Source organism: Campylobacter sp. MG1 (genome assembly GCF_026616895.1).
GTDB lineage: Bacteria > Campylobacterota > Campylobacteria > Campylobacterales > Campylobacteraceae > Campylobacter_E.
Genome location: NZ_JANYME010000005.1, coordinates 50,814 through 75,984, shown reverse-complemented (window position 1 = coordinate 75,984; position 25,171 = coordinate 50,814). Strand labels below are relative to the sequence as shown.

Genomic DNA, 25,171 nt, shown 5'->3' with positions numbered 1-25,171 from the left:
AATATGAATCAATTTATTATTAAAACATATTGTAAATTTTTAGTTTTTATTAAGGACACTAAAGGTGTTACTGCTATTGAATATGCACTTATTGCTGTTGCAATTTCTGCAATGTTATTTTTGGTTTTAGGTAGTGGTGACGATGGTCTTATAAGCAAGATAAAAGATTCATTTAAAAGTATTCAAGATGCCCTTACAATAACCAAGGAAGAAAGTGGCAAATAATATAATTTTAGGTGGGTTTATCTTACTTTTGATTACTATTTTTTTTACAGATTTTAAAAAAAGAGAAGTTAGCAATTATCAAGTTTTGATTGCTTTAGTTTTGTGTGTAGTTGCCTCATTTTTATTTGAGTATGAATTAAATTATAAATTTAGTTTATATGCTTTATTAGTGGGCTTTTTATTATGGAAAATTAAGTTTTTTGGAGCTGCTGATGTAAAGCTTATTTGCGTTTATTTGCTTTGCGTTAGGGAAGAAAATTTGATTGATTTTTTATTTTTAATGTCGGTTTTTGGCTGTTTTATTGGGATATTTGTTTTGCTATTTTTTAAAAATAAAAGCGTTCCTTATGCCCCAGCAATAGCTACTAGCCATATAATTATTTTTTATGAACTATATTTTAAAGGTTGATTATGAATTCAAAGTTAATTATTATTTTATCAATAATGATTATTGTAATCTCTAGTTTTGGGATTATTAATCAAAAGCAAAATACATCTAATGATAATAAAGTTAAAAAAGAAATACATAGTGTTTTAGTATTATCAAAAGATATTAAAAAAGGAGAAATTTTAAAAAATGGTGATATAAAGGTTGAAAATAAAGAATTAAATATTGATTACTTAAAAGATTCTTTAATTATTGATAAAAATATAGATTTTATTATTAACGGTGGTTTTTCTTTAAATAAAGATTTAAATGCAAAAAGTATTTTAAGATATGAAGATTTATTAAAAGGTGGCATTTTAGACGATTCACTTGATATATCAGTAGATGGTGAGTTAGCATTTATATTTAATTTGAATGAACGTGAAATTAATATATTAAAAGATATTAAAAAAGGAGAGAATGTTGATGTTTATTTTAAATATGAAGAGAAAACAAAAAGTCAAGATTCAGGCATTGTTACAAGAAGTGATAATTTAAATAAAGCAAATAAAGAAAATGCAAACTTAATTAATCTAGTATTATTTTTTAAAGATAAAAGAATTTTAAATAAAAATAATTCAAATGGAGAAAATCAAGTAATTTTACAAATGAGTGCAAATGATGTTAAAACTATCTATGCTATAGAAAATTTAGGGCATTTTTATATTTTTCCTGCTGATAAAAATAGTAAAGAAAGTTTTTCTGCTGAAAAAATATTGGTAAAAGAACATGTAAAAGAATTAAGAGGAGATGGTAAATGAGAATTATTATATTTTTATTTTGTTGTTTAACATTATTAAATGCAAGTTATTTGACATTAAAACCAGGTGAATCAAAGGTTTTCAATACTAAAGAAAAAATTTCAACAGTATTTGCAAGTGAGCCAAAAGTTCTTGATTATCAAGTTATTAATTTTACAACTTTAGCTGTTTTTTCAAAGGCAAATGGATATGCTGAAATTAAAGCTTTTGGTGAAAATGGTGATAACATAATTTTAAATATAAGTGCTAATATTGATACGGAAAGTCCAAATTTAGTAAAAATTGCAAGATTAATTGAAAGGCAAAATCCTGATTCAAAAATAAAACTTGAAAAATTATCTATAGAAGAAAATGGTAATTCAAGTTCAAAAAAAGGCTATATTATAAGTGGGGTAGTGCCTAATTTAGAAAGTAGAGATAAGGCTTATTTAACAGCAGCAACGGCTTTAGGATTAAATATAAAATCTGATAAAATTAAAAAACAAAATATTTCTAAAACTTCAAATACAGGTGTAGATATTACAAGAGATGGTAGTGAAAATTTAGATTTTTTAGAAAAAATAACCATTGATGGATTAGTAGATGATTTAGAAGTATTAGCCCCAAAGCAAGTAAATGTAAAACTTATAATTGCAGATGTAGAAAAATCAATTGTAGAAAAATTAGGAATTGATTTTAATAATGGGCATTTTGAAATTCCAATTGTTAATTCACAATTACATTCTTTATCTTCTAATCTTAAAACAATAGGAATTACATCAATTATTGATGCCATAAAAGATGAAAATGTAGCTAGAATTTTAGCACAACCAAATATTTCAGTTATTAGTGGCGAGAGTGCTACATTTCAAGTAACTTCTCAATATACTCCGACAGGAATGACAATAGCAAGTAATGGTGTTACAGAAATTAATCCTCAAACTCCTATTGATTATGGTATTTCGCTTACAGTTCAGCCTAAAGTTTATAGCAAAGATAGGATAGTTTTAAATATAGCTCAAGAAGTAAGTGATATTGCAAGTGTAGTTGAAGGTAAAACTACAAGCACGGCAAATATCAAAAAAAGAAGAACCCAAAGTGTAGTAGAGCTTGCCGATGGGGATAGTTTTATATTAGGTGGGCTTATTGATGAGCGTGATATTGAAAATCTAAGGGGTATTGCCGGGCTTGGAGATATACCAATTTTAGGTGGAGCATTTAAGAAAAATTCAAAAACTAGGTCAAAAACAGAGCTTTTAGTAGTAATGACTATAAGTCTTACAAAGCCAGTTGCACAAGAATATGTTCAAGTGCCAAGTATCCATAAAAAAACTTTAGTTGGATCTTTGCTTAATATCAACAATATTCAAAGTTCTGTTTTAAAAGAAACTGAGTTAAATGAATTTATTTCTAATATTGGTTTTATAAAATAAGGAGAAAATAATGTTTTTTAAGAATAAAAATGAAAAAATTATAAAAAAATCAATTTTATTAATTTCTTTAAATGATATTAGAATAAAAAATATAAAAGAGCATTTGAGCATTAAAGGTTTAGATGTAAAAATTTTACTTAAAGATTATAAAGATATACACACTAAAGATTTGGACAATAATTTAGTAGCTATTATAATTGATTTAGGTGTGATTAAAGATATAAAAGAAAGTATAAAAATACTAAGTACAATTTTACCTAGAGATATTAATTGCATTATTTTTGCAGATAATGACTCTATTGTAATTAGACAGGAATTTTTGAATAAAGGTTTAAGATATTTGCATTACGAAACACAATTTAATGAGATATTTTACGAACTTGAAGACCATAATTATAATAAGGTAAGTTTTAGCTCTATTCAAATTAGTGTTTTAGGAACTAAAGGTGGCATAGGTACTTCTTTTATAGCGTATTTACTAGCAAAAAATATTTATGATAGGTTTTGTAATAAAACATTACTTTTGCAAGGTGCAAATAGTTCTTTTAATATAGATTTATTTTCAGATATTAGTTTTAATACAGAATATTTTCAAGATAAAGGAATATGTTTATATAAAGAATCACTTGAAGATAATTTCGTAGGATTTAATAAATACTCAGAGCATAAAATTAACTTTATGGTATATGACCAAGGTATTTATAATGCGAGCAAAGAAAATATAGAGCTTACTCTATCAAATTCTGATTGTGTAGTTTTAGTAATAAATAAAGAACTAGCATCAATTAAAAAAACCAAAGAAGTATTAGAAACTAATGATTTTTTACTTAGCGTAAATCAAGGAGCTAAAAGAATTATTTTAGTTTTAAACGAATTAAGCCCTATAAAAACTCTTAGCATAGGAGATATTGAAGAGTTATTAAAAAGAAAAATTGATTTAATAATTCCATTTAAATCTGGCATAAAAGAAGTAAAAAACAATGGTGCTTCAAAAATCAATAAAGCAATATCAAGTCTAGTAAATCTAGTAATTGGTATAAAAGAAAAACCTTTAAGTTTATTTAAGAGAAAAATATGAATAATGTAGCTTTTAAACAAGAAATTAGATTTATTAGAGAACAGACTTTAGCTATTATTGATTTAGATAAGATTGAAGAATTAGCTACCGATAGGCAACTTTTATTAAAAGAGATTTCAACTTTAGTAAAAAAAGTAAGCATTACAAATAAAAAATACCTATCTCCTAAGGATTTTTCATATATTGCCGAGTTAATTACAGATGAAATTATGGGACTTGGACCTTTAAGAGAATTAATGGAAGATGATAGTGTAAGTGATATTTTAGTAAATGGCCCTAATAATATTTATGTAGAAAAAGGTGGAAAATTACAAAAAAGTAATTTAGAGTTTCTAGACAATAACCAACTAACAGATATTGCAAAAAGAATGGTAGCTAAAATGGGAAGAAGGGTTGACGAAGCTCAGCCACTCGTTGATTCAAGACTTCCTGATGGAAGCCGTTTAAATGTGGTAATTAGTCCTATTGCACTTGATGGGACTAGCATATCTATTAGAAAATTTAATAAAAGTTCAAAAACACTAGAAGAATTAGCAATCGGTGGCTCAATGACGCTAGAGATGGCAAAATTTTTATCATTAATTACATATTCAAGATGCAATATAATTGTTTCTGGTGGAACCGGTAGTGGTAAAACTACTCTTTTAAACGCACTTTCACAGCATATTAGCAATGATGAAAGAATTGTTACTCTTGAAGATGCAGCCGAGCTTAAATTAATGCAACCACATTTAGTAAGACTAGAAACTAGAATGGCAGGAGTTGAGCAAAGTGGGCAAGTTAGTATGAGGGATTTAGTAATAAATGCTCTTAGAATGAGACCTGATAGAATAATTGTGGGTGAGTGTAGAGGTGGTGAAGCATTTGAAATGCTTCAAGCTATGAATACAGGGCATGATGGCTCAATGACAACCCTACACGCAAATAGCCCACAAGATGCACTTAGCAGACTTGAAAACTTAGTTATGATGAGCGGGTTTGATTTGCCAATTTCAGCAATTCGTTACAATGTGGCAAGTGCTGTTGATGTAATAGTGCAAATTGCAAGATTAAATGATGGTTCAAGAAGGGTTATAGAAATAGCCGAAATAGGAAAGATTAATGATAATGGAATAACTAGCCTTTATCCTATTTATAAATTTAAGCCAAGACCTTATAGAGATGAAAAAGATAAAATCATAGGCGATTATGAATTTTATGGATTAAGAGAAGATTCTGTAATTGCAAATAATGCGATTATGTTTAATATAAAAGATTATTTAGATGAAATAGTGGGGGCTTAAAATGGAAAATATATTTATTTTAACACTGCTTTTTGGCTTTTATCTTTTATATTTTGGTTTAGGTAAATCAAGGCTTAAAATATACGGAAATAAATTCTTAAAAAGTGATTTAGCTAAAAACACTCAAAAACAAAAGAAATTAAATATAAATGCAAATCTAGCGTTTATATTTAGAAATATTTATGATAAAAATACTGGATTAAATAGAAAAAATCTCATAATTTTTGTTGTAATTGTGTGTGTTTTGTTATTTATAAATAAAACATTCTTAAATCTAAATGTAATTATTGTGTTTTTTGCTTCTTGTGTATTTGGAATTTATTTTATAAATAAATTAGCTTTCAAACAAATAAAAGATGATTTTGATAAGAATTTTCCAGAGCTTTTAGTAGTTTTAAACGGAGCAATTAGTGCTGGTAGCAATGTAAATCAAGCTTTACAAGATTGCTCTAATGTAATTTCAGGAGTTTTAAGAACCGAGCTTAAAATAATAGTAAAAGCACTTGCTATCGGAGATGATACACAAAAAGTTTTTGAGGCTAGTTATAAAAGACTACCTTTTAAAAATTATTATTTTTTCTTAACTTCACTTTTAGTAAGCCTTAATAGTGGTGCAAGACTGAAAGAAATTTTAAGCAGATTAGCCACTTCAGGAACAAAAGCTAAGGCAATGGAAAAGAAAAAAGAAGCAATGACAAGTGAAGTTAGAATGAGTGCAAAAATAACAGCGGCTATACCGTTTGTATTTTTATTTTTAACCAAATTTATAAGCCCTGAAAATTTTGATTTTATTTTATACGATGAAAAAGGTCGTTATATTTTATATTATTTTTTAGGTAGCGAGTTGGTTGGAATTCTTATGATTATGTATTTGATGAGGAAAATATAATGCAAAGTTTTTATATTTTATCAATGATTTTTGGAGTATTTTTGATGTTTTATGCAATAAATAAAAAAAATACTATGAAAAAATATAGTTTGGTTGTAAATAATACAGGTTTTAGCGAATTTATAAATACAACTAATGTTTATGATATTTTTGAAAAGAGCGATAAAACTTTATATTATTTAAGAAAAATTGATTCTAATGTGGTTTTAAAAGTATTTTTTGCATTTAGTATTTTTATGATTTTTTATATTTTAAAAACAAGTGGATTATTAAAAATCTCTCAAAATACATTATCGGCTTTAGGAATTTTTATTTTTATATTAGTAATTATTGCACCAAGCTATTTACAGCAATTTATCATTGAATCAAGGATTAGAAAAATAGGTGCTGATATTCCTATGTTTGTAGATTTATTAGCAGTTTGTGTGCAATCTGGAATGAGTATTGAAAATGCCATTAAATTTTTAGAAGGCAGTATTACTTCATTAAATGAAGCTTTCGCACCTTTTTTAAGTAAATTAATTATCAAAATGAATGTAAATGGGCTTGAAGCTGCATTAAATGATTTGCAAAATGAATTGCCTAGTCGTGAAATATCAATGATGTGTTCTACATTAAAACAAAGTGTTAAATATGGAAGTGGAATTTATGAAAGTTTGATGAGTTTAAGTGCTGAAATTAGAGAAAGTACCTTGCTTCAAACAGAAGAAGCCATAGGTAAATTATCAGCTAAAATGAGTGTTCCACTTATTTTATTTTTTATGTTTCCAGTGATTATAGTAATCGCTGCACCAGGAGTAATGAGAGTATTAGGAGGAATTTTATGAAAAAATTAACAGTTTTATTTTTATCAATTTTTATTTTTACAGGTTGTCAAGCTACTTTAAAATCAAAACAAGATATTTTAGATGATACTTTAACCAAAGAAAAGATTTATACAGCTATTAAAAATTATGATGATTTAATTAAAATCAATAAAGAAAAATTACAAAAAAAGGACACCCCAGAAACAAGAATTGCACTAGCCTTAAATTATTACGATATAAATGATTTTGATTCATCACTTTATTATTTAAAGCCATTATTGCAAGATGGTAAAAACTATAAAGCATTTTTACTCAAAGCAAAAATTGAAGATTATAAAGAAAATTATAATGAAGCCTTAAATGATGCTATAACAAGTATTAATCTAAATCCAAAAAATCCAGAAGCTTATAATGTAATAGGTATAGTAAAGGCAAAGCAAAATAAATACGAAGATGCAAAAATAGCTTTTCTAAAAGCAAAATCATTATTTTTAGCTGATGAAATAGTAAATAATAATTTAGGTTTATTAGAAATATCAGAAGGTAATTATGCTATTGGAGTTGATTATTTATTACCTTTATACAATAGAAATTATAAGAATTTAAAAATTATTAATAATTTAGTTTTTGCACTAGCTAAACTTAATAGAGATAGTGAAGCTATTGAAATAATAAAAAGAGAAAATTTAGCTAAAGAGCCAAAAAAATTATTAATAAATATTAAGCAAATAAATACAAATGAAAAATTTTCTAAATGATATTAAAGGCATAGCAGCGATAGAAACCGCTATGCTGCTTTTTCCTTTTTTAGTATTTGTTACGATTTTGGTTGAGGTTTTATTGTTAGTTTATACTAGTGTTGCGATTGATTATGTAAATAGCCAAGCAGCAGCCTATGCTTCAAGTTTTTCTTATAAAGAAAATTATTTAAAAAAATATAAAGAAGAATTAGATAGACAAAGACAAAAAATAGGATTTTTCTTAACCGATGGAAGTTTTGATATAAGCATAGCGTATTGCAATGATTTAAACGAATTAAGTAAAGAAAAATGTGAGTCAAATAATGATGAAAGCATAATAAATTTATATGAACTTACATATAGAGTAAGGACTATTTTTTTATTTAATTGGATAGAAAAAAATAAAATTCTTAAAAGTAAATTAGCTTATTTTAATGAATTAAATTGGAAAAATGATGAGTAGTTTTTTAAGAAATAAAGTAGCAAGTGTAAGTATAGAAGTTAGTTTTATGTTGATGTTTTTTGTAATTTTTTTAGTACTTAGTTCTGATATAGGAAAGCTTATTAAAACTCAAAATTCATTGGAGAAAATAAGTTATTCATTAGCAGGAATTATTAGGGAAAGAACAAATTTATACAATAAGACATTATTAAAAGAGAGTGATATAGATAATTTATATAGTATTGCATTGGTTTTAAATGAAAAGACTTTAAATAAAGAATTAGGATTAGTAGTAGAAAGTTTAGAGCCTAATAAAAATGATGATTTTAATTACAAAAACTATAAAAGAGGTGAAGTAGAATGTGTAAATAATAGTAATTTAAAAGATATAAGCAAAATAAATTTTGTTAATAAATTTGAAAATTATACTAGTCTTTATAGAGTTACTTTATGCACTAAAAACAATGACTTATTTATGCCTATTAGAGGCATTAATTTAAAAAAGTTAGAACCACTTGCAAGTTCGGTAGTATATGGAAGATAAAATGACTAAATTTATATTAGAAAAACAAGGTTTTGCGTTAATTAGTGTAGCAATAATTTTGCCTTTTATATTTGCACTTTGTGTAATTGCTTATGATTTAAGCATGACGCTTAAAAATCATTCAAGATTACAAGATGCTTTAAGAGAGGCTAGTTTTTTAAGTGCCACTAATGAAGAGAATTTAGAAGATAGAGTAAAAATATTAGTGAGTGAATATTTAGGAAGTGATAAAAATGTATCAAATATACAAATAAAGCAAATTGATGGGATTACAAAAGTCACAGCAGATATTACAAATAATGGTATTTTTAATAAATTTATATCAGCAGATGATATAAGTATAAGCACTAAAGGCATTTACGGAATGCAACCATCTAGTAAAATTAGCGATACTGATTATATTTTTGCCATATCTTTCGGAAAGTCAGGAGCAGAAAATAGTACGCTTTTAAATTCTACTTTAAAAAATCTTTGTAATGAAGATAATAAAAAGCTAATTAAATATGGAGTTTGTAATCCACCTTTAGGAAAAGCAGAAATAATTGATGCAACACAAACAATGATTGCAAATATAATTAAAACTGCCAAAGAATACGATAGTCAAAATAAACAATATTTTGGTTTTGTACCTTATTCTAATGTCGTGATGGTAAATGGTAAGGATCTAGATGAAAAAACTATTGTAGATAGAAACGATGGGCTAACAAAAAGCGAATATGAAAACGCATATTATTATATTGACCCAATGGATATTTATGTCCCAAATGAGTTTAAAAAGGTTGATTTGTTCTCTAGGTTTTATCCAAAAAGTATATTAAATCATGCAAATTCAAAGTTTGAAACTTTAGTTTTAAATCGTTTAAAGGCTTTAGATATTGATACTAAAATTTTTACAAATGAATTTGCAGGAGATTTTTTACTTAGAAAATTTGCACTTGATTTAAATAATGAAAGATTGCAAAATTATTCTAAAAAAGATATTGAAGATGCCATTAAAACATTTGATTTAGGATACGATAATCAAAAACCAGGCTTAAACGAAGGCGAATTTAAAAAAGATAAAACTAGGATAGAAAATACCATAAACAATGCTTTTGATGAAAATGAAAGTATGATTCTTAGGCTATATAATCATAAAGTTGATAAACTTTTAATTAATGCTACAAATGATGAAATTATACAAATAGCTAGGATAATGCAAATAGAAGAAGGAAAATATCAAAGTTATTTAGAAGCTTTAAGTATTGCTAAAAATATTTTAACTAATAATGTAAATGTTGATAATAATTCTAAAGATGACTTTAATAAAGTATATGCATTGAAAATTTATGATATTTATTATAATAAATATATAAAAGGTGATGATGATGAATGGGATGGATATACAGAATTAGAAAATTGTGGCAAAGTTGATATCAATGGTTATACATTATTTGAAGATTATAATGATAATATAACAAATAACGAGTTAGATAAAGCAAAGGATAATTTTATAAAAGCCATAGATTATATAAAACAATCTCTTAAAGAGTGTTCTAATTTATCAATGCCAAAACTTTATGATACTAAAAAAGATTTTATCAATGATGTAAAAAGAATATATGAATATATTGCAGATAATTGGGAAGATGAATATGAGGATTATTACTATGCTTTAGAAGATGCTATAGATGGTAAGGAAGGTAAGGTTTTTGAAGAGTCTAAAAAAGCTAAGATAAATTTTGCTAACATAGAAGAATTTAAAACAATAATAGCTCCTACATACCCAGAAGAAGCACCAAAGCTTACTATAGGTGGAATTTTACCAGAAAAGATAAAAGAGCTTACAAAAGAAGTTAGAGAATTGCAAAGAAAATTTAATTCACTTGATATATTTCCTTATAAATTTTGTGATGACCCAAGGTCGGCTGCAGAAAATCCAGAAACTTGTGATTTTTCACAAGAGCCTAAAAAAAGTCATGCTAAACAAAGAAATGATGTTAGAAAAGAATTGTCTATAAAAATGCACGAATTAGAAAATTTAAAAAATACAAATAATTTTTTAAGAGGTAGTGATATTTTAAGAGTAGAATTAAATAATGAATTGATTGCAAAGCTTGAAAGCTTAAAAAATGAAGCTTTTAGAAAATATAAAGACGCAGAAAGCGATTTAAACGCTAATTTTGATTTCAAGGGCAAGGCCTTAGGAAATAGCTATATGGCATTTTTATTAGGTGGAGTTACTCAGCAAACAATAGCAAATGCTATGAAATTTGTTGAAATAAAACCTTTAAAAATCCAAACTCTAAGTGATATAAAAGAAATTGATATTTTAAATGAAATACCGTTTAAAATTGATAAAGGTTTTTATGATGTAGCAACTCCTTTAAATAAAGATTATGCAAGTGTTGGACTTATTAGGGCTTCTTTAATGGCTACAAAATCAAAAAGCAATAATCCAAATGTGAAAATATTAGTTTTTTCATCAGCAGCAAGCGATAATGATTATGCACTTTTTAAAGCAGGATTATGTCAAAGATTAAAAAATGGTATTAAGCAAATTACTGGTAAGAATGCAGAAATTTATGCAATTACTTTAGGTCTATCAAAAGATGAAGGTAGAATAATAAATGAAAGTAAATATAAGGAAGTTTGGTCTCAATGTACAAATAATATTTTAATAGGAAATACAGTGGATGAATTAATGTATGAAATTAATAGTTCTGTATTTAATAATCCTTATGGAAATATTATATATAAATAGTAGAGATTTAAATTTTTATTAACTTAATAAAGTTATTATTAAATAATAAAAATTATTAATTAGGAGATAAAATGTTAGATTTAGCTATTATTGGTGGTGGCCCTGCTGGTCTTAGTGCGGGATTATATGCAACTCGTGGTGGGCTTAAAAATGTTGTAATGTATGAAAAATTTATGCCAGGTGGACAAATTACAAGCTCAAGTGAGATGGAGAATTACCCAGGCGTTGCAACCGTAATGGATGGAATTAGCTTTATGGCACCTTGGAGTGAGCAAAGCACTAGATTTGGTCTAAAAATTGAGCAAAAAGAAGTAATTAGAGTTGAAAAAAATGGCGAGAATTTTAAAATAATTTTCTCTGATAATTCAAGCGAAGATGCTAAAGCTGTTATAGTTTGCACAGGAGCAGCTCCTAAAAAAGCTGGTTTTGTAGGCGAAAATGAATTTTTTGGTCGTGGAGTTAGCACATGTGCAACTTGCGATGGTGCGTTTTATAGAAAAAAAGAAGTTGCAGTTTTAGGTGGCGGAGATACCGCACTTGAAGAAGCACTTTATCTAGCTAATCTATGCTCTAAAGTATATTTAATCCACAGAAGAGAAGGTTTTCGTGCAGCTCCATCAACCGTTGAAAGAGCTAAGAAAAATGAAAAAATTGAGTTCATTTTAAACGCTAAAGTAGAAGAAGTAGTAGGAGATAATGCTGGAGTTACAGGCGTTAAAATAGTATTTAATGATGGTAGCAAAAAAGATTTAGCAGTTCCAGGGATATTTACTTTCGTAGGACTTGATGTAAGAAATGAAGTATTAAAACAAACTGATGGCTCATTTTTATGCGAAATGGTAGGAGATGCTGTTAAGGTTGATTTAAAAATGAGAACGAGTGTTGAAGGCTTGTTTGCTGCAGGAGATTTAAGAGTAGATGCTCCAAGACAAGTTGTTTGTGCTGCGGCTGATGGTGCTAACGCTGCTTTAGGCGTAATTTCATATTTAGAGAGCAAACATTGATTTAAAGTAGCTAAGTGCTACTTTAAATATAAATTTTAATATTATTGGATTTATTAATTAAAAATCAGTAAAAATTAATTTTATAATTTAGAAAATGATTTTATTTAGTTAAACAAAATTTTATTATGTTTTTATAAATGATTTTAAAAGTGTAAGTAATTAAATTTAAGTATTGTTTTATCAATAAAATAATAGGTTCTTATTAGTTTATAATTAAAATTGCAAATATTTTTATTTAAATGAAAAAAGTTTAAAAAAATATAATTTTTTATTTTTTTTAACATTACTTTATTGATTTTTATATGTTTATTAAAAATACTTTGTATTTTTAAAATTTAATATATTAATTTAAAATTGATTTTAGTTTTAAAGTAGTATTTTCTACTTTAAAACTTTTGGAAGAGTTATGCCTGTTTGATTTTGATATTTACCTTTTTTATCAGCATAAGAAGTAATGCAAGGCTCATCACCTTGTAAAAATAACACTTGAGCTATACCTTCATTTGCATATATTTTTGCAGGTAGTGGAGTGGTGTTGCTAATTTCTATTGTAATATGACCGCAAAATCCAGGCTCAAAAGGTGTAACATTTACAATAATTCCACATCTTGCATATGTGCTTTTACCAAGACAAATTGCTAATACATCTCTTGGCATTTTAAAATATTCAACCGTTCTTGCAAGTGCAAATGAATTCGCAGGAACAATACACTCATCACCTACGAAATCAACTACATTTTTATCATTAAAATCCTTAGGGTCAATCATAGTGCTATTTACATTTGTAAATATTTTAAACTCACGCCCAACACGAATATCATACCCATAACTAGAAAGTCCATAGCTAACCACATTTTTACCTACATTCTCTTCACAAAATGGAGTTATCATTTCGTGTTTTAATGCCATTTCTTTTATCCAAGCATCACTTTTTAGTCCCATTCATATTCCTTATAGTTTAATTTTTATAAATTATTTTATTAGGGTGTAATTTTGCCATAGCAATAATACCACCATATAGATTTTTTATAATTATTTTATCTTTATTTATAATATCACATAGCATAGCACTTCTAGCACCACTTCTACACATTATTACTAAATTTTCATCATTTTTAAATTTATCTAAAAAAATGTCAATATCTTTTTGAGTTAAATTATTAAAATCCATAGGATATAAGATACTATTTTCTAAATATGCTACATTATGTTCTTCATCAGTTCTAATATCAATTATTTTATGTTTTGAAAAATCAACTTTTTCAGCACTAATATCTACATTCATATAATTCCTTTAAAATTTTAATAATAATAACAATAAAATTTAAATTAAAAATTTTATTTTACATTGTATAACACAAAAAGTTATAATTAACTAAAGGAGAGTTGATGAAAAATTGTATTTTAGCTTGTGTAGATAATTCTATTAATAGTATAGGTATTTGTGATGCGGCAATTCATTTTGCAAAACTTTTAAATGCTGATATTACATTGTTACATGCATTAGAGCCTTCAAGTGATATTATTCCTGATTTGTCTGGTGGGATTCATTTTGAAGTTCATTATGAACTTATAGAAAAATTATTAGATGAAGAAGAAAGACAAGAAAAAAAGGCATTTAAAAATGGTAAGGAATTATTAAAAAGGTATGAACATTATTGTAGTAGATTAGGTATTGCTACAAATTCTTTGCATTTAAAAGGAGATTTAGCTGATTTAGTTAGTGAAGTTGAAAAAGATTATAAACTTTTAATAGTAGGTAAATTTGGAGAAAGTGAAAGTGGCATTCATACTAAGGAATTGATTAAAAGTGTTAATATTCCTGTAATGATTGCAAATAAAGAATTTAAACCTATTGAAAAAGTTTTATTTGCTTATGATGGAAGTGAAAATTTAAATAAAGCATTAGAAAAAAGCTTGCATCATCCTTTATTTATAAATGCTGAAAGAACATTATTGCATTTAGGAAAAGATAATTTAAAATCTCAAGAAATTTTATTAAGTGGTAAAAAATTGTTTGATAAATTTAATAAAGAGGTTAAATTAGATATTATAAATAAGACTACTCCTCAAGATTTATTAGATTATGCTACGAAAAATAATAGTGATGTTATTGCTATGGGTGCATATTCTAGCTCAAAGCTAATGCATTTATTTTTTGGTTCATTTACTAATGAAATTATTAAAAAGTCAACATTGCCATTATTTATTTTTAAATGATTAGAACGGATATTTTATGGTAAAAAAAGAACTTGTAATATTTTCAAATTTAAGACAAATTAAAGAATACATTGAATCCTTAGAAGATAGTAGATTTTTTGCTAATACTATTAGTATTAATGATTTTTTTAATGATTTTGCTATAAGTGATTGTAAAAAAGCTAGTGAAATAGAGCAAATCATAGCTATGAGTAAAGCTTGTAATAAAACTAAAAATTATGAAAAGTTAAAATTTTCTAATGATTTTTTAAATTTTTTAAAAAATAAAGAATATTTATTTTCATTTTTTGCAGAGTTAAATAGCGAAAAGGTTAGTATAAATGATTTAAGATTGAGTGATACTTATAGTTTTTTTGATGAATATTTAGATATTTTAGAAGAATGTTTTAAAAACTATAAAAAAGAATTACAAAATATGAATTTGTATGATGAAATAACCTTAGAAAAATATAAGATAAATAAATTTTTAATAAGTCAATATTATAAGATTACATTTTATCTAAATGGATTTTTAAAAAAATATGAATTAGAATTTTTTGAAGAAATATCTAAATTTTGCGAAGTAATGATAATTATAAATGTTAGTGAATTTAATAAGTCTTTGATGAAAAAGTCGTTTAAATTAGATTTACTAATTAATCAAACTTATACTTTAATTTACAAAGATAATTCTTGGCAGATTTTGAAAAATACACCATTAAAATATAATGATTATATTAATACGGTTTCTTTTTCAAGTCCTATTTATCAATATATTTATACTTTGCATTTGCTTTCAAAATTTTATGCTGATGGTAAAAATATAGCAGTGGTTTTACCTGATGAAAGTGTATCTAGTGCTTTAAAAGCTTTGGATATTAAAAATTATTTAAACATAGCAAGTGGTATAAAGAATAATGAGGTTTCACAGAAATTAAATGCTATTTTATGTGATGAGAAATATGAAAATTCTATTAATAAAATACAAGAAAAAATATTAAAAACTGGTGATATTAAACTTAATTTTAGTGATTTTTCTAAATTTAAAGAACAAATTTTATCTCTTAGTAATAACGATGAGGTTAAAGAAATTTTAAATAATCGTTTATTTGATATAGAAATTTTAAATAAAGAATTTAATCTAAGTCCTAGCGATATTATAACTTTATTGGATGTTGAAAATATAAAAGTTTCGCACACTGATGGTGGCAGCGTTAGTGTAGTAGGTTTGCTTGAAACGAGAGGGCAAAAATTTGATTTAGTTATTGTTCTTGATTTTAATGATGATTTAGTCCCTAAAAGAAGTGTTAGCGAAATGTTTTTAAATAATGTTGTTAGAAAAAAAGCAGGAATGATAAGTTATGAAGATAGAGAAAATTTACAAAGGCATTATTATAAAGAATTATTTAATTGTGAAAATGTTTATGTTTTATATCTTGAAAACGAAGAAAAATCCCCAGCTAGATTTTTAAAAGATTATAAAACTAATCATATAAGTGTAGATAAGGTTGGACTTTTAAATTCTTATTTACAAATTGATAAAAATTCTATTTTACCTAATGATAATTTATTAGAATTAGATGATGAAAAAATAAAAAATCATAATTTTTTTGATGAAGAACTTAGTTATTCAAGACTTAGCACTTATGAAAATTCATCATATGAATATTACTTAAAATATATTGAAAAATTAAAAGAACCGAAATCTTTAAAATCAATGAACGCAGCTGATGTTGGGTCTATGATTCATAAATTTTTAGAATTGTCTAGTTTTGATGATTTAAATAAATTTAAAAAAGATTTTGAAGATAATTTTATAAATATTTTAAGCCCTATTGAGTTTGCATTAATTTATGATAATTTGGATACTATTTTTTACACAATTAAAGATTGTTGTGCGAGTGCAAAATGTGAAGCTAAGATTACTAGAACAATAGGTGATATTAATCTAATAGGCTATGTTGATAGGTTAGGCGATAACTACTTAATTGATTATAAAAATAAAAACAAGACAAGCGATACTAAGAATAATGAAAAACAATTAGCTTTTTATAATTATATTCTCAATGATACTAATAAAAAGGCTATTTTGTTGTATCTTAAAAGTACTCAGGGTGTAAAGTTAGAAGTAAAAGATATTGATAAATATATAGAAAAAATTGAAGAAGAAATTGCTGATATAAAACAAAATGATTTTATTAAAAACAATCCAGAAAAAGCTTATGGATATTTTTATTTGATAATTAATAAAAAAGATAAAAAGGAATTTAAATGAAACATATAGCATTGCAAGCTAGTGCTGGAAGTGGCAAAACATTTATGTTAAGTGTTCGTTATTTAGCACTTTTTTTAGGTGGTGCTAATATAAATGATATTGTAGCTTTAACATTTACAAAAAAAGCTGTAAATGAGATGAAAGAGCGTATTACTAATGTATTTTTAAATTTACATGAAAAAAAAGCTGAACTAGAAGAATTAGAAAAAATAATAAATATTAGTCAAGATGAAATTATCAAGATTAGAGATACAAAAAGAAAAAATTTTTTAGAAGAAGAGCTTAGAATTTATACATTTGATAGTTTTTTTTCTAAAATTTTAAGATTATTTGCTACTTATGAAGGTCTTAGTGTAGATTATGAACAAACTAATTTTATTAAATTAAATGATGAATTTTTAAAAAGTTTAACTCGTGATGAAGCTTTAGAGATAGTAAAAAATTTAAAAAATTTAAATATGAATTTGGATAATTTTTTATCATGGCTTTATAATCTATATTTGAATTATACTGGTGAATATGAATTAAATGTAGTAAATGATATAGATTTGATGAAAATTTATAATGATATTAAATACGATTTGATGAGTTATAATGATAAGAAAATTACTGAATGGTTGAATGAAATTTGTGATATTGATTCATTATTAAACTCAAAAATTTATGGCAAAAAAACAACTGAAAAAGCTATGAATAATTCAGATGTTTTTAAAAATGCTTATGAAAAATTAATAAAAGCTATATCTCATCATTATGCTTATTTAGAATACCAACAATTAAAATTATGTTTTAAATATTTGGATAAATTTGTAAATATAGCAAAACAATATCATCAAAAAAATAATATACTAAGTTTTGGTGATGTGGCGCTTTATGTACATAAAATATTACAAAATAATGACTTAAAAGATTTATTTTATTTTCGTTTGAATTCAAATTTAAATCATTTATTAATAGATGAATTTCAGGATACTTCTATTATACAATATGAAATAATTAAACCTATAGTAGAAGAAATAGTATCAGGTATTGGCATTGACAATAGATTAAAAAGCTTTTTTTATGTTGGTGATAAAAAGCAATCAATTTATACTTTTAGAGGTGCTAAACAAGAAGTTTTTGACCTATTTTATAAAAATCCTAGTTTAAATATTACTTTAAAAAATTTAGACACTAATTATCGTAGTAAAATAGCAATAGTAGAATTTGTAAATAAAAATTTTAAAGAAATTTATCCTAATGGTGTTTATACTAATCAATTAGTAGCTAGTAAAGAGCAAGGCAGGGTAAGTAAAATAATAAGTGATGATTATTTAGTAGATACTTATAAAAAAATCGTTAGTTTATTAAAAAATGGAGTTAAGCTAGAAGATATTTGTATCCTAGTAAGAGAAAATAAATATTTAAATTTTTTATCAGAATTTTTAAGTTCTAAAGGACTAGATATTAATACTAATAATAATATTACATTAGTTGAAAAAATAAGTGTTAGAGTGCTTATAGAATTTGCTAAATATTGTATTTTTAAAGATTATGCATATTTGTATTTTGTAAAATCAGTGCTAGGAATAGAATATGATATAATTAAAATTGATATTACAAAACCACCTGCTAGTGTTTATAACGATATTATAAATCATTTAGGGATTAAAAAAGATGAGTTTATTTTAGAATTTTTAAATGATGTTTCTAATGCACCTAATTTTTTAACAACTTTATATGAATTTAGTGATAGCTTATCAAATGCTACTAGTTCAAAAGGTATTAATATTATGACAGTTCATAAGAGTAAAGGTTTACAATTTGAACATGTAATATGCATTCATAATGATAAAAGCACGGTAAATGATGTCGGACTTAAAATTGAATATAATTTTGATAAAGCTAAATGGTATGGTTTTATAAAATCTAAAAAAGATATAGTTCAATTAAGATGTATGGTAGATAGTGATTATACTAAGAAAATAGAATCTTATGAAAATACACTTAAATTAGATGAAATAAATAATTATTATGTAGCATATACTAGAGCTATAACTTCTCTTTGCATTATAAAAACGGAAAAATCAGGTCTTAGCGAAATTGATTATAATTCATTAGAAAGTGAAATTTTAGATGACAATTTATTAGAATATAATTATGAGAAAACAGCTATACAAGAAAGTTATAAAAAATATGATTTTGATACAAATATACCTTTACAAAATATAAAAAATAAATATTTTTCTTCAGATGAAATCATATTAGGAGAAGCTTTTCATTATTTTTGTGAATTAAATGATTTTAAATATTCTAATTTTGATGAATGCTTTAAACTTGTTATATTTAAATTTCCAAAGGTAAATGTTGATAAGCTTAAAGATATGTGTAATAAATTTATAAATTATGATGAATTAAAACAGCTATTGAATGGTTTTGATATTATAAAAGAGTATAATTTTAAGCATAAATTTGAAGTATGTAGAATAGATTTATTAGCAATGAATGATAATGAAATTTTAATTATTGATTATAAAAGCTCTTGTTTTAGGATGGAGTATAAAAAACAGCTTGATAAATATGAAGAATTTATAAAATCAATTTATAAAAATAAAATTATTAAAAAAGTTGTTATTTTTTATGAAAATAATGAATTTAATTTGAAATATATATAAAATTAAGTAAAAATATTTAATTTTAAAATTAGCTTAATTTAAGTTTATTTTTAGTTTTAAAAATTATAATTAGCGTTTTAAAAAATTTGGCAAAGGTAAAATCATGACAAAAATAACAAAGCCAAACGAAGTTAAAAGAGACTGGATAATTGTAGATGCTGAAGGTAAGCGTTTCGGTCGTATTTTAACTGAAGTTGCAACAATTTTAAAAGGCAAACATAAGCCTTGTTATACACCGAATGTTGATTGCGGAGATTATGTAGTAATTATCAACGCATCTAAAGCAGAATTTACTGGAACAAACAAAGCTGATGATAAATTATACCATAGACATTCAGGCTATTTTGGAAGCACTAAGAGTGAGAAATTTGGTGATTTATTAGCAAATAATCCAGCTAAATTATATAAGTTAGCAGTTCGTGGGATGTTACCAAAAACTACACTTGGTCGTGAAATGTTAAAAAAATTAAAAGTTTATGCAGGTAGCGAACATCCACACACAGCTCAGGTAAAAGGAAAATAATATGGCGAAATTTTATGCAACAGGTAAAAGAAAAACTGCAATAGCTAAAGTTTGGGCTAAGGCTGGAAGTGGTAAAATAATAGTGAACGGAGTAGATTTAAATACTTGGTTAGGTGGTCACGAGGCTATTAAGTTAAAAGTAGTTCAACCTCTATTAGTAACTAAACAAGAAGGTTTAATAGATATTACTGCTGATACTTTAGGTGGTGGATACAGTGCTCAAGCTGAAGCTTTAAGACACGGAATTTCTCGTGCTTTAGCTGCTATGAGTGCTGATTTTAGAGCGCTACTTAAACCACAAGGTTTATTAACTCGTGATAGTCGTGTGGTTGAGCGTAAAAAATACGGTCGCAGAAAAGCAAGAAGAAAACCACAATTTAGCAAACGTTAATTTGAAAAAGGAGAAAAAAATGAAAAAGTTAGGTTTAGCTTTAAGTGTTGCTACATTATTAGTAGCTGGTGCTAATGCAAGTGAAATTAATTTCAGTAATTTAGAAATTAGTCCAGTTGCTACATATAATGTTCCAGAAGGAAATCTTGATCTTAAAAGTAAATTTGGTTATGGTTTAAGAATCGGTTATATGTATGACTTTATTGGTGCTGAAATTGGTTATGAACGTGCTAATGGCAAATATAAAGATGTTGATGGCAATGGCAGTACTAGAGTTGGTATAGATAGAGGATATCTTAATGCTATTTTACCATATAAATTAGGTGATACAAATTTTGACATTTATGGATTATTAGGTGTTGGTTATGAAAATTTCAGTGAAAATCTATATGATAATAAAAACGGAATGTTTGGTCAATATGGTGTAGGTTTAAAATATAAAATTTATAAAAGTTTTGGTTTAAGAGCTGAAGTTCGTGATCAAATTAAATTCCGTCACGCTGATCACCAATTAATAACTACATTAGGCGTTATTTTTAATTTTGGTGGCAATGATGAAGTTACTCCAGCTCCAGTAGTAGAAGCTCCAGCTCCAGTAGTGGAACCAGCTCCAGTAGTAGAGCAACCAAAACCAAGAGCTTGTTATGATTTAGAACAAGTTAATGTATTATTTGGTTTTGATAAAAGTAATGTAGGCGCTAATTATGTTCCTGAAATTAAACGTTTAGCTGATTTAATTAATAGTGAGCCTGCTTATTATGCTTATGTTCGTGGTTATACAGATTCTATTGGAACAAATCAATATAATCAAAAATTATCAGAAAAAAGAGCAAAAGCTGTTGAATCTGAGCTTGTTAAAGCTGGGGTAAGTGCTGATAGAATCAATCCAAGTTGGTATGGATATGATAATCCAGTTGCTGATAATAGCACTAAAGAAGGTCGTGCACAAAATCGTAGAGTTGAATTAAAAATTATTTGTCAATAATTTTTTATATGGCTTCGCTTGAAGCCATATTTATTATTTTTATCCATATAAATTTAAATTGTAATTGTTTAGAAACCTTTATTAGGAATAATTTTGTCTTAATTTAAATAAGGAGATAAGATGAAAGTAAATTTTAAAGGTAGCCCAGTTGAAGTTACTAATGCTATTGGTGTTAACGATGCTGTGAAAGATACAAGAGTAGTTGGTAAAGATTTAAGTGTTGTAAATTTAAATAAAGATGCAATTATAGTTAGCGTTCCTAGTTTAGATACTGGTGTTTGTGCTAAAGAAGCTAGAGAGTTTAATGCTAAAGCTAATACATTAGGCTTACCCGTTTATGTTGTTAGTTTAGATTTACCTTTTGCTATGGGTAGATTTTGTGAACTTGAAGGATTAAGCAATATTATACCTGTTAGTGATTTTAGATATGGTGAATTTACAAAAAATTATGGTTGCAAAATTTCTGAAGGTGCATTAGAAGGTCTTACAACTCGTGCTGTATTTGTTCAAAAAAATGGTAAGATAGTTTATACTGAAATATGTTCTGAAATTACAGAATTACCTAATTTTGATGCACTTGCTAAAGCGTTAGCATAAATTTTATAGTAAGCATATGCTTACTATAGTCCATTTATTTTACTACATGATAATTCATTACCTAACATACAAGAATGTTCTAGAAATTTTTTACTTATTTTAAAGTTACCATTTTTAAAATTTATATTAGCAGCTTCAAAACAAGCTGGTTCATAATTTTTATAACAAGTATTTTCTAAAATATTATACGATTTTTGTTTTTCATTCATACTTATTAGTAATTCAGATTGAATTAAGCAAGAATTATAAAAATTATTATCACAAGCTAATTTAGAGTATTTTAGGGCATTTTCTTTATCTAAGAATCCTTTGTAATATAAAGCTGTTATTATACAAGAGTTCATATTTTTTTCATCATCACATTGTTGTTTTAATATTTTTAAGGCTTTATTTGAGTTATTTTCAAACTGACTAACAAGATAAGTACAAGCTAGTTCAAATTGATTTTGACAAGCTAGTCTTAATGAGTTATATTTAGTATTAAAATCGTTTGTAATTGTTGAAATTGTGTAACATGCTGCCATATTTTTTTCATTACATCTTTTATTTATATATTCTTTTGCTTCATTATTATGAATTATTTGTGGCATCTTTGAAATTTTATCACATGATTGAAAGTTGTTATTACTACAAGAATTAAGATTATTAAACATCTCTTCTAAAATAGCATATTCTAATGCTATTTGTGCTTCGTTTCCAAATAATATAGAGCAATAAAATATGCTAAACAATATTTTTTTCATTAAAATTCTCCTTGTTTAATTTATACTTAGTGTTATTTTACATTAAGCTGATAATTTTTTTGTATTTTAAGTTAAATTTAATAATATTTTGTTTAGAATGCAACAAATATTTTAAAAGGAGTTTATAATGTATGTTTTTGTTAGTAAAAAATTATCTTGTATAAGCTTCTATTCTCATCATGCCCTAGGGCATTAATTCCCACATAACATTTTTATAATTATTATTTTTGTTCCGTTTTTAGTTTTTTAGTTTTTATTATTTTTTAAAGGAAGTTTTATGTTAACAAATCCTGTTTTAATAAGCGTTATTATAATGCTTGCATTATGTGTTTTGAGGTTTAATGTCTTTTTAGCCATTTTAGTTTCTGGTTTAATAGCCGGACTTTTAAGCGTTAGTTTTGATGATAATTTTTTAGTTGTTTTAAAAAATATTATGAATACTTTCATAGATGGTATGAGTGGAAATTTACAAACCTCACTTAGTTATGTTTTAGTAGGTGCTTTAGCTATAGCAGTATCAAGAACAAATTTAACTGCTTTTTTAGTAAATTTCATTAGTAAAAAAATGTCTGATAAAAGAATGTTATTGTTAGCTTCTTTAGCATTCATTTCTTGTTTTTCTCAAAATATAATCCCTATTCACATAGCATTTATTCCGATTTTAATACCACCAATGCTAAGTTTATTTAATAAGCTTAAAATTGATAGAAGAGCAGTTGCGTGTGCTGTTACATTCGGTTTAACAACTCCTTATATGACTTTGCCTGTTGGTTTTGGTTTGATATTCCAAGATATTATCGCTCAGTCATTAAATAGCAATGGTGTTAAAGTTACACAAGGCGATGTTGCTGGAGTTGTTTGGCTTATGTTTTTTATAATGGTTTTTGGTCTTATAGCGTCATTTATATATTTTAGAAAACCTAGAGAATACCAAGAATTAGAAGTAAAATATCAAAATTTAGATAATATAACTTTCGGCAAAAAAGAAATTAGCGTTGGTATAGGATTATTAATTACTTTAGCTGTTCAAATTTTTGTAGGTTCTTTACCACTTTCGGCTTTACTTGGATTTTTATTTATATGTGTAAGTGGTGGAATTGAGTATAAAAAAATCGATGAAGTTTTTTTAGGCGGCTTTTCTTTAATGGGTTATGTTGCATTTATTATGCTTATTGCTTGTGGTTTTGGAGCTGTTTTAAAAAGCACTGGTGCGATTGAGCAAATCGTTGAATTTACGTTAAGTATTACTACTAATAAATTATTAATTGCATTTGGTATGATGTGTATAGGTTTATTAATTACTCTTGGAATCGGAAGTTCATTTGGAACAGTTCCTATTATTGCAACATTGTTTGTGCCAATTTGTACTGAGCTTGGATTTAGTGCTGAAAGTATTATTTTTATAATTGCTTGTGCTGGTGCGGTTGGAGATACTGGCTCTCCTGCAAGTGAAGCTACTTTAGGTGTTACAGTAGGGCTTAATGCTGACAATCAAAGTGATCACATAAAAGATGTTTGCATACCTACATTTATATTCTACAATATACCTTTGATAATAGGTGGTGCTTTAATATCTTATTATCTTTGATTTATCTTAGGTAAATTAATTTTTTAAATAACTACTAATTAAATAGTAGTTATTTTTTTAATATTTAAATTTATAAAAGTTATTTTATTAAAACTTTTATAAGTTTTACCAAAATTGTTACTAAAAATATAACAATATTAAACAAGTATATAAAATCAAAAACATAAATATAAAAAAGTTATACAAAATGCCTATTTTATGTTGTTTTAATTATATTTTATAAAAATAAATAAACTAAAATAAAAAAAGTATAGTGGTGACCTCGATTGGACTTGAACCAACGGCTTTTACCATGTCAAGGTAACACTCTACCACTGAGTTACGAGGTCTATTTTATAATTCTAACAAATTTTTACAAATAAATTATTTTTTTTCTTGACTTTTTTAAAAAATTAATATATAATGCAATCTTTCTTATTTGTTAGTCGGGGCGTAGCGCAGTCTGGTTAGCGCACTTGGTTTGGGACCAAGGGGCCGAAGGTTCGAATCCTTTCGCCCCGACCACTTCTTTAATATTTTCAATTTATGGTGAGTGTAGCTCAGTCGGTTAGAGCATCAGATTGTGGTCCTGAGGGTCGTGGGTTCGATTCCCATCACTCACCCCACTTTTAATAAATCATATTTTAGTTTTGTTGCGTTAGTAGCTCAATGGATAGAGCAACAGACTTCGGATCTGTAGGTTGTGGGTTCGACTCCTACCTAGCGTACCACTTGTTATTTTTTCCTTTTTTATCTTTATTTATATAAAATCCGTTTAAGTCCCTTAAATATGATGTTTTATTTCTATAATATAAATATTTATTAATAATTATTATTAAATATTTAAATTTTCTAATTATCTAGGAACATTTGCGATTGTATA

Annotated in this window: 24 protein-coding genes and 4 tRNA genes; 24 read left to right on the top strand and 4 right to left on the bottom strand. The window is 25.8% G+C overall.

Features of this window, described 5'->3' with window-relative positions; genetic code table 11:
- Nucleotides 1-3 precede the first annotated feature (3 nt).
- The 13 genes from NY022_RS05370 to trxB all read left to right on the top strand — a co-directional run bounded on the left by NY022_RS05370 (nt 4) and on the right by trxB (nt 12,354).
- Nucleotides 4-225 (top strand): Flp family type IVb pilin, encoded by a 222-nt coding sequence (locus tag NY022_RS05370; RefSeq protein WP_267524199.1) that lies wholly within the window; start codon nt 4-6, stop codon nt 223-225.
- Nucleotides 215-634 carry a prepilin peptidase gene (locus tag NY022_RS05365; protein ID WP_267524197.1) on the top strand — a complete coding sequence of 140 codons (420 nt, stop codon included), beginning with the start codon at nt 215-217 and terminating at the stop codon, nt 632-634. Before NY022_RS05370 ends, NY022_RS05365 begins: the two co-directional genes overlap by 11 nt.
- A 2-nt stretch (nt 635-636) precedes the next feature.
- Entirely contained in the window at nt 637-1,413 is a 777-nt protein-coding gene (locus tag NY022_RS05360) for a hypothetical protein (protein WP_267524195.1), read from the top strand.
- Nucleotides 1,410-2,825, top strand: coding sequence for a type II and III secretion system protein family protein (locus NY022_RS05355; protein WP_267524192.1), 1,416 nt, complete (start codon nt 1,410-1,412; stop codon nt 2,823-2,825). Before NY022_RS05360 ends, NY022_RS05355 begins: the two co-directional genes overlap by 4 nt.
- A 10-nt stretch (nt 2,826-2,835) precedes the next feature.
- On the top strand, nt 2,836-3,903 hold the full coding sequence (locus NY022_RS05350; protein ID WP_267524190.1) for a hypothetical protein: 1,068 nt from the start codon (nt 2,836-2,838) through the stop codon (nt 3,901-3,903).
- Nucleotides 3,900-5,186: a CpaF family protein gene (locus NY022_RS05345; protein WP_267524188.1), complete on the top strand. Its 1,287-nt coding sequence runs from the start codon at nt 3,900-3,902 to the stop codon at nt 5,184-5,186. The genes NY022_RS05350 and NY022_RS05345 overlap by 4 nt, the downstream gene beginning before the upstream one ends.
- Nucleotide 5,187: 1 nt before the next feature.
- Complete coding sequence (locus NY022_RS05340) at nt 5,188-6,075, top strand: type II secretion system F family protein (protein WP_267524186.1); 888 nt, start codon at nt 5,188-5,190, stop codon at nt 6,073-6,075.
- Entirely contained in the window at nt 6,075-6,902 is an 828-nt protein-coding gene (locus NY022_RS05335; RefSeq protein ID WP_267524184.1) for a type II secretion system F family protein, read from the top strand. Before NY022_RS05340 ends, NY022_RS05335 begins: the two co-directional genes overlap by 1 nt.
- The gene (locus tag NY022_RS05330) at nt 6,899-7,639 is read left to right on the top strand and encodes a tetratricopeptide repeat protein (protein ID WP_267524182.1); all 741 of its coding nucleotides are present in this window, start codon (nt 6,899-6,901) and stop codon (nt 7,637-7,639) included. The genes NY022_RS05335 and NY022_RS05330 overlap by 4 nt, the downstream gene beginning before the upstream one ends.
- Entirely contained in the window at nt 7,620-8,084 is a 465-nt protein-coding gene (locus NY022_RS05325; RefSeq protein ID WP_267524180.1) for a TadE/TadG family type IV pilus assembly protein, read from the top strand. The genes NY022_RS05330 and NY022_RS05325 overlap by 20 nt, the downstream gene beginning before the upstream one ends.
- A complete protein-coding gene (gene tadF / locus NY022_RS05320) occupies nt 8,077-8,607 on the top strand; it encodes a tight adherence pilus pseudopilin TadF (RefSeq protein WP_267524178.1) in 531 nt (176 codons plus the stop codon). Before NY022_RS05325 ends, tadF begins: the two co-directional genes overlap by 8 nt.
- Before the next feature lies 1 nt (nt 8,608).
- A complete protein-coding gene (locus NY022_RS05315) occupies nt 8,609-11,350 on the top strand; it encodes a TadE/TadG family type IV pilus assembly protein (protein WP_267524176.1) in 2,742 nt (913 codons plus the stop codon).
- Between the two features lie 71 nt (nt 11,351-11,421).
- Nucleotides 11,422-12,354: a thioredoxin-disulfide reductase gene (trxB, locus tag NY022_RS05310; protein WP_267524174.1), complete on the top strand. Its 933-nt coding sequence runs from the start codon at nt 11,422-11,424 to the stop codon at nt 12,352-12,354.
- A gap of 381 nt (nt 12,355-12,735) precedes the next feature.
- Here the strand turns inward: trxB and dcd are convergent, their stop codons facing one another.
- Together dcd and NY022_RS05300 are read right to left on the bottom strand one after the other, a co-directional pair.
- Nucleotides 12,736-13,296, bottom strand: a complete 561-nt coding sequence (gene dcd / locus NY022_RS05305) for a dCTP deaminase (protein WP_214116378.1) — start codon at nt 13,294-13,296, stop codon at nt 12,736-12,738.
- A 16-nt stretch (nt 13,297-13,312) separates the two neighbouring features.
- Nucleotides 13,313-13,639 (bottom strand): rhodanese-like domain-containing protein, encoded by a 327-nt coding sequence (locus NY022_RS05300; protein ID WP_267524171.1) that lies wholly within the window; start codon nt 13,637-13,639, stop codon nt 13,313-13,315.
- A gap of 104 nt (nt 13,640-13,743) precedes the next feature.
- On the opposite strand from NY022_RS05300, the gene NY022_RS05295 reads away from it, so the two are divergent.
- From NY022_RS05295 to tpx, 7 genes are all read left to right on the top strand, one after another.
- Nucleotides 13,744-14,574: a universal stress protein gene (locus NY022_RS05295; RefSeq protein WP_267524169.1), complete on the top strand. Its 831-nt coding sequence runs from the start codon at nt 13,744-13,746 to the stop codon at nt 14,572-14,574.
- 16 nt (nt 14,575-14,590) lie between these two features.
- Nucleotides 14,591-16,828 (top strand): PD-(D/E)XK nuclease family protein, encoded by a 2,238-nt coding sequence (locus NY022_RS05290; protein WP_267524167.1) that lies wholly within the window; start codon nt 14,591-14,593, stop codon nt 16,826-16,828.
- Nucleotides 16,825-19,482, top strand: coding sequence for a UvrD-helicase domain-containing protein (locus tag NY022_RS05285; protein WP_267524165.1), 2,658 nt, complete (start codon nt 16,825-16,827; stop codon nt 19,480-19,482). The genes NY022_RS05290 and NY022_RS05285 overlap by 4 nt, the downstream gene beginning before the upstream one ends.
- A 103-nt stretch (nt 19,483-19,585) precedes the next feature.
- Entirely contained in the window at nt 19,586-20,005 is a 420-nt protein-coding gene (rplM, locus tag NY022_RS05280) for a 50S ribosomal protein L13 (protein ID WP_267524164.1), read from the top strand.
- 1 nt (nt 20,006) lies between these two features.
- A complete protein-coding gene (gene rpsI / locus NY022_RS05275) occupies nt 20,007-20,396 on the top strand; it encodes a 30S ribosomal protein S9 (protein WP_267524162.1) in 390 nt (129 codons plus the stop codon).
- A gap of 19 nt (nt 20,397-20,415) precedes the next feature.
- Complete coding sequence (locus tag NY022_RS05270) at nt 20,416-21,381, top strand: OmpA family protein (RefSeq protein WP_267524160.1); 966 nt, start codon at nt 20,416-20,418, stop codon at nt 21,379-21,381.
- A 120-nt stretch (nt 21,382-21,501) separates the two neighbouring features.
- Nucleotides 21,502-21,978 carry a thiol peroxidase gene (gene tpx, locus NY022_RS05265; protein ID WP_267524157.1) on the top strand — a complete coding sequence of 159 codons (477 nt, stop codon included), beginning with the start codon at nt 21,502-21,504 and terminating at the stop codon, nt 21,976-21,978.
- Between the two features lie 23 nt (nt 21,979-22,001).
- On the opposite strand, the gene NY022_RS05260 is transcribed toward tpx, so the two are convergent.
- A complete protein-coding gene (locus NY022_RS05260; protein ID WP_267524156.1) occupies nt 22,002-22,721 on the bottom strand; it encodes a hypothetical protein in 720 nt (239 codons plus the stop codon).
- Between the two features lie 277 nt (nt 22,722-22,998).
- Here NY022_RS05260 and NY022_RS05255 point away from each other — a divergent pair, with 277 nt between their 5' ends.
- Nucleotides 22,999-24,309 (top strand): Na+/H+ antiporter NhaC family protein, encoded by a 1,311-nt coding sequence (locus NY022_RS05255; RefSeq protein ID WP_267524153.1) that lies wholly within the window; start codon nt 22,999-23,001, stop codon nt 24,307-24,309.
- A gap of 254 nt (nt 24,310-24,563) precedes the next feature.
- Here NY022_RS05255 and NY022_RS05250 read toward each other — a convergent pair.
- Nucleotides 24,564-24,638: transfer RNA gene (locus NY022_RS05250), tRNA-Val, on the bottom strand.
- A 97-nt stretch (nt 24,639-24,735) separates the two neighbouring features.
- On the opposite strand from NY022_RS05250, the gene NY022_RS05245 reads away from it, so the two are divergent.
- From NY022_RS05245 to NY022_RS05235, 3 genes are all read left to right on the top strand, one after another.
- A tRNA-Pro gene (locus tag NY022_RS05245) sits at nt 24,736-24,813 on the top strand.
- A gap of 24 nt (nt 24,814-24,837) precedes the next feature.
- Nucleotides 24,838-24,914: transfer RNA gene (locus tag NY022_RS05240), tRNA-His, on the top strand.
- A gap of 29 nt (nt 24,915-24,943) precedes the next feature.
- Nucleotides 24,944-25,019: transfer RNA gene (locus NY022_RS05235), tRNA-Arg, on the top strand.
- Nucleotides 25,020-25,171: the final 152 nt, after the last annotated feature.